General features: G+C 67.2%; 7 protein-coding genes and 1 pseudogene. 4 read left to right on the forward strand and 4 right to left on the reverse strand.

Annotated features, from left to right (window positions below; translation table 11 throughout):
- Positions 1 to 84: 84 nt before the first annotated feature.
- Complete coding sequence (locus POL67_RS16670; protein ID WP_271918351.1) at positions 85 to 2,907, reverse strand: sensor histidine kinase; 2,823 nt, start codon at positions 2,905 to 2,907, stop codon at positions 85 to 87.
- A gap of 173 nt (positions 2,908 to 3,080) precedes the next feature.
- On the reverse strand, positions 3,081 to 3,908 hold the full coding sequence (locus tag POL67_RS16675; RefSeq protein WP_271918352.1) for an aminotransferase class IV: 828 nt from the start codon (positions 3,906 to 3,908) through the stop codon (positions 3,081 to 3,083).
- Positions 3,909 to 4,273: 365 nt separating this feature from the next.
- Between POL67_RS16675 and POL67_RS16680 the strand changes: the two genes are divergently transcribed.
- Together POL67_RS16680 and nhaA are read left to right on the forward strand one after the other, a co-directional pair.
- The gene (locus POL67_RS16680) at positions 4,274 to 6,949 is read left to right on the forward strand and encodes a PAS domain-containing sensor histidine kinase (RefSeq protein WP_271918353.1); all 2,676 of its coding nucleotides are present in this window, start codon (positions 4,274 to 4,276) and stop codon (positions 6,947 to 6,949) included.
- A gap of 181 nt (positions 6,950 to 7,130) precedes the next feature.
- A pseudogene (gene nhaA / locus POL67_RS16685) lies at positions 7,131 to 8,538 on the forward strand (Na+/H+ antiporter NhaA).
- A 71-nt stretch (positions 8,539 to 8,609) separates the two neighbouring features.
- Here the strand turns inward: nhaA and POL67_RS16690 are convergent.
- Together POL67_RS16690 and POL67_RS16695 are read right to left on the reverse strand one after the other, a co-directional pair.
- Positions 8,610 to 10,097 carry an NHL repeat-containing protein gene (locus tag POL67_RS16690; protein WP_271918354.1) on the reverse strand — a complete coding sequence of 496 codons (1,488 nt, stop codon included), beginning with the start codon at positions 10,095 to 10,097 and terminating at the stop codon, positions 8,610 to 8,612.
- Between the two features lie 162 nt (positions 10,098 to 10,259).
- The gene (locus tag POL67_RS16695; RefSeq protein WP_271918355.1) at positions 10,260 to 11,606 is read right to left on the reverse strand and encodes a carotenoid oxygenase family protein; all 1,347 of its coding nucleotides are present in this window, start codon (positions 11,604 to 11,606) and stop codon (positions 10,260 to 10,262) included.
- 95 nt (positions 11,607 to 11,701) lie between these two features.
- Between POL67_RS16695 and POL67_RS16700 the strand changes: the two genes are divergently transcribed.
- Together POL67_RS16700 and POL67_RS16705 are read left to right on the forward strand one after the other, a co-directional pair.
- Positions 11,702 to 12,124: a MarR family winged helix-turn-helix transcriptional regulator gene (locus POL67_RS16700; protein ID WP_271918356.1), complete on the forward strand. Its 423-nt coding sequence runs from the start codon at positions 11,702 to 11,704 to the stop codon at positions 12,122 to 12,124.
- Positions 12,125 to 12,219: 95 nt separating this feature from the next.
- Positions 12,220 to 13,755, forward strand: coding sequence for an MYXO-CTERM sorting domain-containing protein (locus POL67_RS16705; protein ID WP_271918357.1), 1,536 nt, complete (start codon positions 12,220 to 12,222; stop codon positions 13,753 to 13,755).
- The last annotated feature ends 358 nt before the right edge of the window (positions 13,756 to 14,113 follow it).

Below are 14,113 nucleotides of genomic sequence, written 5' to 3' on the forward strand. Positions count from 1 at the left end.
CGCCCACCTGTTCACGTTCGACGCGGGAGATCCGGATCCAAACAGCCAAGCGAGCGCACCTTCGAGGGCTCGACCTCGACCATTTCAGGTGGTGCTCGCCGATGGCTTCGACGTGTCCTCGTGTATCCCCTCCACGCTGGTATCGATGGGCAGGGAAAGCGAAAACATGGTGATCTCGCCGGGGACGCTGTGGGCCTCGACCCGCCCGCCATGCGCCTCCACGAGGCCCCGCACGATGTAGAGCCCGAGCCCGAGCCCCTTGATCATGCTGCCTTTCGCGCGTCCTCGCTGAAATCGCTCGAACAGGGTGCGCATGTCCTCGGGCGGAATGCCCGGCCCCTGATTCCGCACCGCCACCACCACCTCGTCGCCGCGTCGCTCCGCGAGGAGCTCGATTGGCGTCCCGGGGAAGCCATATTTGACCGCATTGGAGAGGAGGTTCTCCGCGACCTGCTCGATCCGTTGCGCGTCCACGAAGAGGGCAGGGATCTCGCCGTGGATCGAAATCGTGACGCGCTCGCGGTTGTCGCTCGCCTCGATGACGCGTCCGAGCAGCGCCGGGATATCGGTCGGCGCGCGCAAGAGCTCCAGCCTGTGGGTCTCGATCCTCGAACCATCGAGCAGATCGCCGATCATGCGGCTGAGCCGCGCTGCGCTCCCGACGATCCGCTCGCCGCGGCTGCGCGCCGTGGCGTCGGCCCCGGAGCGCGCGAGGGCCCCGGCGAGCGTCATGATGGTCGTGACCGGCTGGCGCAGGTCATGGGCCACCACGCTGGTCCATTCCTGGCGCAATCGCTCGAGCTCCTTCAGCGGCGTGATGTCCTCGTACGTCACCACGGCCCCGACGATCTCGCCCTCTTCATTGCGAATGGGGGACGCATTGTTCAAGACGGGTACGTCGGGCTCGTGGGGCGTCCGGACGAGCAGCTCCCGTCCCGTGACGACCTCGCCCCGCAGGGCACGATTCAGCGAGAGATCCTGATCGGGGACCGGCGAGCCGTCCGGCAGGTGGAGCCGCTGCCGCAAGAGACCGAGCACGTCCGTCGGCATGGCCTCGCCCATGAGCTCCTCCGCCTTGTGGTTCATGAGAAACTCCGGCTCTTTGTCCAGCTTGCAGAGCACGATTCCAATGGGCGAGCGGTCGATCACGGTCCGGAGCCACCGCCGCTCCGTGGACAAGGCGTGAACGAGCCGCTCGCGCTCCGCTTCGAGCCGGCGCTGCTCGGTCACGTCGTCATTGATGGCGAATGCCCCGAGGAACCGGCCATTCGGATCACGCACCGGCGCTGCCGAGTTCAGCACGAACTTGCGGATGCCGTCGAAGGTCTGGATCTCGACGAGCTCGTTCAGCGCGGTCTCACCTTTTTTCACGGCGCGGGAGAGGGCCCATTCGTCGGACTTGACCTCCTTGCCCGTGTCGACCCACCATCCCTTGTATTCGTCGAATTCTTCCGGCCCGACGAACCTCACCCCGCCCCAGATGCGCTGTCCGGCGGGGTTGATCAGCACCAGGTTGCCGTGCTCGTCGGAGACCCATACCCCGACCGGCAACGTCTCGAGGACCTTCCGGAAGAGGGCCTCGCTCTTCTGGAGCGCCATTTCGGCGCGACGTTGCGCCGTCACGTCCTGGTTGATGACGAAGCCCCCGATGATTCGCCCTTTCGGGTCGCGCACCGGCGCCGCCGAGTTCAGCACGATCTTGCGCGAGCCGTCGAAGGCCTGGATCTCGATGAGCTCGTTCAGCGCGGTCTCGCCTTTTTTCACGGCGCGGGAGAGGGCCCATTCGTCGGCCTTGACTTCGTTGCCCGTCTCGACCCACCAGGCCTTGAATTCGTCGAATCGCTCCGGCCCGACGAACCGCGTCTCGTTCCAGATGGTTTGTCCGGCGGGGTTCATCAAGATGACGTTGCCGTGCTCGTCGGAGACCCATACCCCGACGGGCAACGTCTCGAGGACCTGGCGGAAGAGGGCCTCGCTCTTCTGGAGCGCCTTCTCCGCGCGGCGTTGCTCCGTCACGTCCTGGACCGTCCCCCACATGCGGAGCGCGCGTCCCGCGTCGTCGCGGATCACGTCGCAGTCCACGTGCATGATCCGCTCCCGGTCGCCGACCGCGAGGATACGGTGATCGGTCGAATACGAGGAGGCGTCTCCGCTGAGGGCTCCTCGTACGACCTCGTCGACCTCCGCGCGATCGTCGGGATGCACAAACGAAAGGAAGTCCTCGTAGGTCTTTTTTTCGGCCGAGGGAGGCAGGCCGAAGAGGCGGAAGCACTCATCCGACCAGAAGACCTCGTTCGTGCCGATCTCCCATTCCCAGCTCCCGATATGGGCGATTCGCTGGGCGCGGGCGAGTCGCTCCTGGCTCCGGCGCAGCGCATTCTCATCCGCCGGACGCGCGGAGCCCAGCGTGGCCCCGATCAAACTGGCGAAGGCCGAGAGCATGGGGAGCGTCCGGTCCCGGCCGCTTTCGGCTGTCGGCGTGAAGCAAACGAGGAGCCCGAGCAGACGCTCCCCGGCGATGAGCGGGGCCGCGAGGGCTCTCTGGCCGCATCCGATCTCCGCGGCCACGCGCGCATCGAAGGGGGCATCCTTCGCTGCGGCGTCGACCTCTGCGGCCTTGCGCGTGCGCGCCACCCGGGCGATCAGGCTGGCGGATTCGAGCGGGAGCGAGGCGAGACGGGCGAGCAGCGCTTCAGGTGCACCGTGATGCGCGGAAACGGCGAGCGTACGCCCGTCTTCGCTGACGCCGTAGAAAAGCGTCACGTGTGTGCCGAGCGCCGAGGCCACGAAGTCGACGGCGATGCGGTGCGCGTCCCGAGGCTCGACGGAGCTGCTCAGGAGGCGCGCCGCGAGCGTGGAAAACGTATCTTCGCTGCTGGCAACGATGCTCGTGTCGGCCCCTGCCATCTTGTCCCACGCCGCCGCAGTAAAACATGATCAAGGCTTCGTGTCACGCTTACAAAGTTCGTCGAAAGTAGGATCCTGCTCGCGCTCGTGCGCCGGGCGCTCGGTCGGATCCGACGTTCGCGCGAACCTGACGTCTCCGCGGCACCGTCGGCTCGCTCGAACCGAGCGGAGCTTCAATAACGAGCCATGTAGTCCGCAAACAGGGTCATCAGCCGGCGCGTCACCACGCCCGGCTTTCCGTTGCCGATTTTGAGGTCGTCGACCTGGACCACCGGCACGATGTTCTTGTTGGTCGCCGTGAGAAACGCTTCCTCGGCCGAGGCAAGCTCCGTTTCCGCCACGTCTCTTTCCTCGATCTCGATACCGGCTTTTTTCGCGAGATCGAGGACGAGATTTCGCCTCGTCCCGAGGAGCACGGCGTCACGGGCGGTGATCAACCGCCCGTTCTTCACGAGGAAGAAGTTGCTCGTGGAGCACTCCAGGACCCTGCCGTTCACCACGTAGAGGATCTCCACCGCCCCAGCGCGGATCCGCTCCTTCTGCAGGCGTACCGCGGCCAGATAGTCCGTCGTTTTGGCCTCTGGCACGATCCGCTCGTGCGAACACCGGATGACCTTCGCTCCCTTCTCGAAGACCTTCCTGGGGAGCTTTTGGATTGGCTCCGAAAGAACATACAAACGCGGCTCGTCGACGAGGAGCCCGTTCGTGGCGACGCCGCCCGTGAGCAGAAGCCGGATGTTGCAGTCCTCCCCTTCGTTCTTTGCGAGCAGCCGATCGATCGCCTCACGAACGGCCTTCTCTGGGAGTGGAATTTTCAAGCCGAGGAGCTTCGCCGAGCGTTGCAAGCGCCTCCAGTGCTCCTTCCACAAAAACGGCTTGCCGTTCACCGTTTTCAGGAAATCGAACACGCCATAACCACGCAAGACTGCCAGATCCGTGATCGGCAACGTCGCCTTCTCCGTCGGCACTATCTTTCCGTCGTGATAGCAGTAAGGCTTCATGCGGCCCCCACCTTAGCAGGCAGGCTGATTGGCGTGCCAGGGCGCCGTGCGTCGGGAGGACCGCGGGTCGGGTCGGCAAAGCACGCGCAGGCGTGCACGTTCCTGGTCGCGCGCGGCCGTTCGCCCGCGAGCGCGAGTGGCCCGTGGCCCCCGTGGGTCTTATATTCGCCGGAGGACGAGCCGCCTGCATGAGCCTGGCCGTAAAGCGAGAGCCGGAGGCATCGGTCCCCAGTCCGGACCGTGCGAAATCGCTCGTGCCCCGCGCCGCGAAGCCTGGACAGGGAGAACCGCCCGGGGGGCGGGTCGCGCTCGCCGTCGGGGAATCCGTGGCGGCGCTCGCTGCAGGCGTCTGCTCGCCAGAATACGTGATCGAAACGTTCCTCGTGCAGATCGAGCGTCACCTCGACGCGCGGATCGCCTGCCTGTACGGCTTCGTGGACGGCCCACCGCTTCGGCTGCTCGCGCAGCACGGCATTCCGAGCGCAGCCCTTGCCGGGGTATCGGAGATCGCGCCTGCGCAAGGACCTACCCTCGTGACCGAGGCCATCGCGATGCGGAGCCCTCTCTGCGTCGAGGCTGCCATGCCCGAGGCCAGCACGTTCGTCGATGCCCGCACGATCGTTTCGTGTTGCGAGGTGAAGGTCGTGATCGTGGCGCCTCTCGTCGCCGCAGGGCAAATCCTCGGGGCGGTCACGTGCGGCATTACGCACGAGGTCTCCGACCGTGACGAGGAGCAAGCCGTCGTCGTGGCGCTCGCCTCCGTCTTCGCGTGGGCCCTCGACGGGGCCCGCTCGCAGGAGCGATTGCTCAAGCACATCGACGAGCTTGCGCGTGCTCAGGAGGTGTTCCGCAATGTGGAAGAGCGCCTCAACCGTACGATCGACGACGCGCCCATCGGAATGGCGCTGGTGGGCCTCGACGGCCGCTTCGTGCGCGTCAACCGCGTGCTCTGCGACATCGTCGGCTATGGTCGCGAAGAACTCGAGCGGCTGCGCTTCCAGGACATCACGCATCCCGAGGATCTCGAGATCGATCTCGAGCAAGTCGCACGGCTGCTCCGCGGGGAGATCGAGCGGTATCAGCTTGCCAAGAGGTACGTTCGCAAGACAGGCGAGGTCGTCGACGTCATGCTGAGCGCGTCGATGGTGCGCGACGCCCGCGGCATCCCGCTCCATTACATCTCCCAAATCGAGGACATCACCGAAAAACGGCGGATCGAGGAGCGGCTGCGGCAGAGCGAGCGCAAGTACCACGCGATCTTCCACAGCGCCCGCGAGGCGATCGTCCTCCTGGACGAGCAGATGCGCTTCGTCGACGCGAACCCGGCCGCGTGCGCGCTTTTTCACGAGACGCGCGAGGAGGTGATCGGGCGGCGGATGACATCCCTCATCACGCCCACCACGGCGGCGCTGCTCGAAGAGCCGTGGCGGCGCCTCTCCGTGCAGGGGGAACTCGACCTCGAAGTCACCCTGCACCTCCACGACAGCAGCACGATCCCCGTCGAGCTCGGCGCGAGGGCGCATTTCGTCCCGGGGTTTCACCTCATGACTTTGCGCGACGTCTCGCGCCGCAAGCGCACCGAGGCGGCGCTTCGCCTCAGCGAGGCGCGTTTCCGATTCCTCGCGGAGAACGCCTCGGACGTCGTGTATCAGGTCTCCTTCAAGCCGCGCCGTCGATTCGAATACGTGAGCCCCTCCGTGCTCGCCATGACCGGTTATCCCGTCGAGCAATGGTACGCCGATCCCGAGCTCGCCATGAAGATCGCGCACGAGGACGATCGAGAGATCTACGAGCGGTTCCGGAACGATAACGAGGCCGAGTCGCTCCTCATCCGGTTTCATCGAAAAAACGGGGAGCTCGCGTGGGTGGAGATCAAGGGCACGACCATCCGGGACGAACTCGGCGTCCCGATCGGGCTCATTGCCGTGGCGCGTGACATCACCGAGCGAAAGAGAGCCGAGCAGGAGCGCGAGGCGCTCCTCGAACAAATGGAGGCGGATCGGAGCCGGTTGAGGAGCGTCATCGAGCACACGCCCGTGGGGATCGTGCTGGCCGTCGGGCCCAAAGGGGATCGGACCTTGGCGAACCGCAGGGCCGCGGAGATCCTGGGCCGGTCACCGCGGCCCGACGAGCTTTCTTCGTCGTACCTCGCGGCCCTTTGTGATCCCTCCGGAAAAAACCTCCCCCCGGAGGCGCACGCGATGGCGCGCGCCTTGCGCGGCGAGGAGACGCGCAGCCGCGAGCTGCGCGTGGGCCGCCCGGACGATATGGGTTTGCCGGTGCTCGAGAGCGCGAGCCCCGTCCGCGACGCGCATGGCCACATCGTCGGCGCCATTGCGACGTACGAGGACATCACGCGCCTCAAATGGCTCGAGCAAATGCGCGACGAGTGGAGCTCCATCGTGGCCCACGAGCTGCGCCAGCCTCTCACGGCGATCGCCAGCCACGCGGCGTTGCTCGCGCGCACCGACGAGCCCACGCAGAAGCGGCGCGCGGAGAACATTTGCCAAAGCGCCGCGCGGCTCAACCGGCTGATCGGGGATTTGCTGGATACCACCCGCATTGACGCAAAGCAGCTCGAGCTCGCGCTCGAACCGACGGATCTGCCTTTGCTCGTGCGGGGCGCCGTCGAGCGCGCCTCCCTCGGAGGGCGAGGCGAGATCGTGATCGTGGGGGAGGTCCCGCGGGTGCTCGTGGATCCCACGCGTATCGAGCAGGTGCTCGGGAACCTCCTTTCGAATGCCGTGAAGTATGGGGCGGCGGACACGCCGATCCGCGTATGGGTCGAGGGCACGGAGGAGGGCGCGCGCATCTCGGTGCACAACCGGGGAGCGCGTATCCCGGCGGAGGACATTCCACGCCTCTTCCAGCGGTTTCGGCGGCTGCACAAGGGGCCCGTGCTCGGGGTGGGTCTCGGGCTGTACGTTTGTCGGGGCATCGTCGAGGCGCACGGCGGCAGGATATGGGTCGAGAGCGACGACGCGGGGACGACGTTTCGGTTCTCGCTGCCGAGAGCGGAGATCGGGGCCGCGCGGAGGTGATTCCGTGATGGGCGAAGGCAGGAGGCGCCCGACTTCGTCCCGATTCCCCTCGACGGGGACGCGGGGACGACGTGCCATCTTGTCCGCGCATTTGCAGGAAGGGTGCAGCGACGGGCGCTGCAGGACCGAGGATGGTCGGGCCGCCATCCCAGCCGGTGATTCCGCCGGCGAGGGATGATGCATGTCGATCAGGAACAACCCGGGGCGGAGCCCCCTGCCTTCGTCGCCTCCCGAGGCCTGGGAGTCGCTCTTGCGTTTCACGCGGCTCGCGGGCCGTCCGCTCGAGCGTTTCCTCCGGATCGAGGCCGCGAGCGGCATTCTGCTGCTCGTCGCGGCGGCCGTCGCGCTCCTATGGACAAACTCGCCGTGGGCCGGGAGTTATTTCCACCTCTGGAACACCCCGATCGGGATCCACCTTCGAGCGGACGCTCGCATGGTTCGTCAACGACGGGCTGATGGTGATTTTCTTTTTCGTCGTCGGAATGGAGATCCGCCGCGAGATCCACCACGGCGAGCTTTCCGAGTGGCGTCGCGCGGCGCTCCCCGCCGTGGCTGCGCTGGGCGGGATGCTCGCGCCAGCGGCGCTGTACCTCGCCTTCGCCGGGGCTCCCGCGACCCGATCGGGGTGGGGCGCCCCAATGGCGACGGACATCGCCTTCGCCGTCGGTATTCTCACGCTGCTCGGCAAGCGCGTCCCAGCGGCGCTGCGCGTGCTCCTGCTCGCGCTCGCCGTCATCGACGACCTCGGGGCCATCGTCGTCATCGCGCTGTTTTATTCGTCGGGAATCGTGGTCTCGGGGTTGATCGTCGCCGCGGCAGGGTTTGTCGGGGTGCTTCTGATGCAGCGGTTCGGCGTGCGCGCGAAGCTCGCGTACGTCCCGCCGGCCCTCGTCGCGTGGGCCGGCGTCTATGCGGCCGGCGTGCATCCGACGATCGCCGGCGTGCTCGTCGGGCTCGTGACGCCGGTGCGCGCGTGGCTCGGGCCGGACGGGTTTGTTGTCGGCGTCCGCGGAGAAATCGAGCAGCTCGCGAAGGCCCCGTCGGAGGCGCTCTCGTCCCATGCGCTCGCGGGGACCCTTCGTCACGTGGACGCGCTGCGCCGGGAAGCCATGTCGCCCGCCGAGAGCCTGATCGAGGCCCTGCACCCCTGGGTGGCCTTCGGCATCATGCCGGTGTTCGCGCTGGCGAATGCGGGCGTTTCCGTGACGGGCGGCTCGCTCGATCCCGTCGCGTGGCGTGTGCTCGTGGCCGTCGCCGTGGGGCTCGTCGTGGGCAAACCGCTCGGCGTGCTCGTCGCGAGCGCGATCGTGTTGCGCTTGCGCCTCGCGACATTGCCGCGGGGCATGCGCTTGCGGCACGTCGTGGTGCTGGGGGTCGTCGCGGGCGTGGGGTTCACGATGGCATTGTTCATCGCGCAGCTCGCTTTTTCGGACGCGTCGCTGCTCGCCGCGGCAAAGCTCGGCGTGCTCGCGGCGAGCGGCGCGGCGGCGATTGTTGGCCTCGTCCTCGGCCGATGGCTGCTCGCGCCCGTGCAGGAGGCGGGATCTGCGCAGACGGCGGACGAGGCGGAGAGCTCGACGGACGCGTGACCTGCTGACGAAGGCGCGCGTGCCGGGTGAATCGGCGAAGGGACCCGACGACCTGATGGCCGTGCTCGCGTTCAGGGGGCGAGCCAGGTCACGAAGAAGTTCTGGGATCCGAGGGGGAGGATCTCGTTGTGCACCTTCGGCGCTCCGCCGAAATCGATGGCGGCGTTGTCCCCCGTGAGGATGGCGCGCCCGGTGTGGTCCATACGAACCGCTACGGCCCGGTCCGGCGACTGCGTACCGAAGCGCTGACTCGCGAGCCAGCCGCCGGAGGGATCGTATTTCGCGATGAAGATATCGTCCCCCTTGGCATTCGCGAGCAGACCGCCGCCGAGGTCGACGCTCCCGCCGTACGTCCCCGCGACGATGATGCGATCGGCGCTGTCGACGTCGACCGACGCGCCCTCCACCAGCGTGTTCCCGGGCACGCTGAGGAGGCTTCGGCTCCAGAGGTGATTGCCCGAAGGGTCGTATTTCGAGAGGACCATATCCGTATTGCCATCGCCGACAATCGGACCCTCCCCTGTATCCACGTACAGCGAGAAGTACGACGAGAGGATGATGTTGTCGCCGCTGTCCACGGCGACGTCGGAAGCCGTCCCCCAGCCGAGACCCGCGAAGCTCCGGCTCCAGAGGTGGTTGCCCGAACCGTCGAATTTCGCGAGGAAGGTATCGAAATCGGACTCCGACGTGAGCGGCGGTCCATCGAAATCGGTCGTCCCCTGGAGGCGGCCGCCGAGGACGATGTTGTCTGCGCCGTCGATGTCCAGCGCCGTGCACAGCGAGTTCCCGAAGCCCTTGGCCCATACGAGGTTGCCGTTCGGGCTCAATTTCATGAGAAAGGAGCTGACCGTGCCCTCGACGTGCAGCGTCGTGCCGATCTCGTCGAACGTCACGTCATTGTTTCCACCGGACGTCATGGCACCCGCCACGAAGATATCGCCGCTGCTGTTCGTGACCACGTCGAAGCCCGCCTGGTCGGACGGTGCAGGGAAGACGCGCGTCCAGAGAATGTTCCCGTCCGGAGCCAGCTTCGACACGAGGATGTCCTGATTGACCGGGATGCCGGAGGGCATGTCGTCGCAGAGCATGCCCCCGAAGACATAACCGGTGACGATGACATTGCCATCTCGGTCGAACGTGATCCCCAGCCCATCGCCACTCCTCGCGTGGAGCTGCCGGGTCCAGAGCGGCTTGCTTTCCGCGTCGAACTTCGCGACGAAGATGTCCCTCCCCGAGTCGTAGCCGCGAGCGGGCGATGTGTCGCCGAGGTGCAGGATGCCCGCAAAGTTTCCGGTGACGACCACGTTGTTCGCGTGGTCGACGCCGGCGGCCGTGCTCATCTGCGAGGGCACGATATCTTTGCTCTGGACGCCCTCGCCGCAGCCATTTGCGCCGACGCCGCTGCCGCCGCTGCCACCGCTGCCGCCGCTCCCGCTGGGGTCCAGCGGCGTCTGTGTGGAACTGGCGACGTCCCCAGGGGCGGTGCCGCAGGCCGCCGTCCCGAGCACGCTGGGCAGGAACACGAGGGCGCCGGCCAGCCCGAGAAATGAATGTTTCATAAGGATCCTCCGGAGACGAGCCCCGACGGCACGCGCGCGCCCTCGGGAAGGCTCAAGGGTGTGACGTCCGATCGTGCGTGAGCAGCGATGTAGACTACACAACTCGGAGGGTAGACGTACCTTTCTCTCCTTGTAAATGCGGCCCTCGTGTCGTAAACGTGCTCACGGTGTGCTTACCCACGTCCCGTGGAAGCCGAACGGAACGCGCTGGGGCAATCGGACACGGGCCACCGGGGCCACGCCGAAGGTCTCGGCGTCCAATACGACGAGCTCGCTGCCGTCGCGCTCGCCGTCGTAGACGATGCTGAGCAGATAACCCGCATCCTCGGAAGGGTCATGGCCCCTGGGGACGAAGACGCATTCGCCGGGAATGCGCCTCGGGCCGAGGTCCTGCGCAGCCGAGGCGCCTGTCGCCGCGTCGTAGCGGCGCAAGCGCGCGCTCCTCGGGGCGCCGGCCACGAAATCGCATAGCTCGACGACGTACGTGAAGCGATGCGGCCGCCCGACGCGGCGGTCGTCGATGCGAGGGAAATCGACCACGCGCTCGTCGATCGCCCGTTCGCGGGTTTGCCCGGACTTGAGGTCGATCTCCCAGCGATGGAGACACGGCGGGCTGGCCTCGAAGCGCGCGCAGCGGGCCCCCTCCAGGACGAGCGTTCCGTCGCGCTCGAATGCATTGGCGGTGTGGCTGAGGTGACCGGGCTCGATGTCGAACCAGCGCACCACGCCTCCCGCGCGCGGCACCACGCCGAGGCGCGCCGTGTGGGTCTCGCTCCACGTGAAGGGCATCCCGTCGCCCCAGTCGCGCGTCATGCGGGCGGGCGAATCGAAGAAGACCGCGTAGTGCTCCGTGAGGGCGAAGTCGTGCATGTGGGAGGGGCTGTCGACCTCGATTTCCCGCTTCGAGATCACCCGTCCAGCCGCATTGGCAATGTAATAGGTGAGGTAAGGCCGCACCGTCTGGTAGCTGAAAAAGTGGAGCTCGCCCGTCGCGGGACAACGCTTCGGGTGCGCCGTCATCGGTGTGTCCAGGGCTCCGTCGAAATCGAAGACGCCGACGGTCGACAGCTCCCGATCGAGCTGCATCGGCAGCGCCGCCTCGACCATCGAAAGGAGCCGGCCCGCGTGCTCGATGACGTGCGTATTCGATGTGCCGCCGCCGCGCAGCCGCCACGCCCGGGTCGCGCTCGCGTCCTCGCCGTCCGTCGCGGCGTCGAGGTTCGTCCCGAGATACCTGGCGGTCCGTACATAGCGGTTTCGGTACCAGCGCGCTTTTCCGTTTTCGAGGTGGACGCCGTGCACCATCCCGTCGCCGAACCACCAATGCCGGGAGGCGCCGTCCTTGGGATTGGGTCCGTTGCGCACATAGGTCCCGGCGAGGTCACGCGGGAGCTCGCCCACCACGGGCAAGTCGTGCGCGGTCACCTCGTCGGTGACCGGCGCGAAGGGACCGCGCAACCAGAACGGCTGGGCGGGAGAATGGGCATCGGCCTCTTCGTGGGTGGACATGCGCCCTCTTCCTTGTAGTTGTTTGAGTTCTCAACTATCATCCTTGCCTCACCGTCGCAAGTGGTTTATTTGAGTGCTCAACAAAAGAGGAGCGCATGTCGGCGTATCATCTGACGTTCTTTTTCGACTTGAACCGGGCGCACGCGACCGTGATCCGCCGCTTCGACGGCTCGCTCGGCGGGGTGCACGGCATCGGCCTCAACGACCTGCACCTGCTCCAGGTGCTCGACCAGGCGCCCGAGCGCCGGCTTCGGCGGATCGATCTGGCCCAGCAGCTCGGCGTGACGGCCTCGGGCGTGACGTGGATGTTGCGTCCGCTGGCGCAGCGCGGGCTCGTCACGAGCCAGCCGAGCGAAGAGGACGGACGTGTCACGTTCGCGGTACTCACCCCAGCGGGGCGCCAGCTCCTCGCGGACGCCGTGCCGACGGCGCGACGGATTGCGGCGGATCTTTTGGGCCCGGAGGTAAACAAAGAGGAGCTCACGAGGGGCGCGGCGGTGATCACGCGGCTCGGTTGAGGGACGTCGTCCCAGCTCGGCCGAGGGATCGGGATCGCACGAATTCTTCTCCAGGAGCACTCCCCCAAACGCGCGGCGGTGCGGTAGCCTGGGGTATGCGCCGCACACCGCTTTTTGCTTCCTCCCTCGCTCTCGTCCTCGCAACCAGCACCGCCGACGCGCTCGTTACAGAGCCGAACGGCCTTGTCGTGCCGCTCGATTCGGCCAACGGCGAGGTCCAGCTCTACACCATGTTCCAGAACTTGAACGATCCCGTCGACTGGAAGGCCGACGCGCATACCACGCCGAACGCGTTCTCGCCGCTGTGCGGCTTCACCGCGAGGTTCGTGCTGAACGAGGCCGGCTCGCACTTCGGCCTCGCCTGGTACAACGAGACCGGGCAGAAGCCGCAGCCTGCGGATCTGCACGTCCTCGTGCCGCCGAACTCGCCGGTCGGCACCATGTTCAACGGCACGTCGATCAAGAACGATCCGGGCTACGCCGGCGGGCTCGTCGGTTTCGCGCTCGTGGGCGGCGAGACGCACTACACGAACCCGGCGTACAACAACCTCTGCTCGGCCTGCAACCCGGCGGCGCCGTGGGTCACGGCGATGATTTACGCCTCGAAGACCACGCCGAACGCCTATTACATCGCCTTCGAGGACGGGTCGACAAGCGCGTCGGGCTGGAACAACGACGGCGATTTCAACGACGACGTCTATTTCCTCACCGGCATCACCTGTTCCGGCGGCGGCCAGCCTTGCGAGACGGGCAATCCAGGCGTCTGCGCGGCGGGCGTGACGCAATGCACCTCGAACGGCGTCGTGTGCCAGCAGCTCACGCAGCCGACGGGCGAGAGCTGCAACGGGATCGACGACGATTGCAACGGGCCGGTCGACGAGGGGGACATCTGCCCGAGCGGGTTCGTTTGCGACAAGGGCACCTGCGTGGAGAGTTGCAAGGGCGGCGAATTCGACTGTCTGCCCAACCAGGCCTGCAACAGCAGCGGCTATTGCGTCGATGCCGCGTGCAAGGACGTGTCGTGCGAGGCCGGCAAGGTCTGCGTCGGCGGCACCTGCAGGGGCCCGTGTGACGACGTCACGTGTCCGTTCCCGCAGGTTTGTCGCGTGGGCGCGTGTGTCGATCCGTGCGCCGGGGTGACGTGCGAGAGTGGCCAGGTCTGCGACGGCGGCGTGTGCGTCACGCGCTGCGATTGTCTGCCCTGCGCCGGCGGCAAGGCGTGCGAGACGATGAGCGGCCTCTGCGTGGACGCGGCGTGCATTGGCGTGACGTGCGACGCGGGGACGCATTGCGCGGGCGGGATGTGCGTGGACGATTGCATGGGCGCCGCGTGCCCGACGGGCCAGACGTGCATGGCGGGGCAATGCGTGGACAATCCGAGCAGCTCGGACGCGAGCAGCAGCTCGTCGGGGATCTTCGGCACCGGCGGCGAGGGAGGCGCGGCGGGGAGTGGCGGGATGGGCGGTACGGCAGGGAGCGGCGGGAGTGGTGGTCCCGGCGGCCCCGACCTGAGCGGCAGCGAGGGATCGTGCGGATGCCGGGTGGTGGGAGACGACGATACGTCGGGTGCCGCGTGGGCGGCGCTGGCGATGATGGGGCTCGCGGCGATGCGGCGGCGGCGAGCGCGCTGAGGTTGGCCCTGGGCGTGCCCTCGGCTCGCCGCGGCGTAGCTTCACCGGTCCGTCAGGAAGGGCAGGGGCGTGCCAGGCGCGGGACGTCCTACGCCCCCCGCCCCGCCCGAGACTCCGTCCTCGAAACGCGTGCATCGTCCGCGTGCCTGCGGAAAACCTCCCCGAGACCCGCGCGCCCCTCGGAACGACGAATTCCCGCCCGGCGCCGAGCTCCATGTCCATGCCATTGATCCGCAGCACGTAGCTGCCTTCCAGGACGGCGAGGTATTCGTCGGCGTCGCGCCACTGCTCGCCCGTGTCCGCGTCGGTCTTTGCGTGGCACAGCAAGATCTGCGTGCCATCCGCGCCGTCGAACACG

It is taken from the genome of Polyangium mundeleinium (genome assembly GCF_028369105.1).
GTDB lineage: Bacteria > Myxococcota_A > Polyangia > Polyangiales > Polyangiaceae > Polyangium > Polyangium mundeleinium.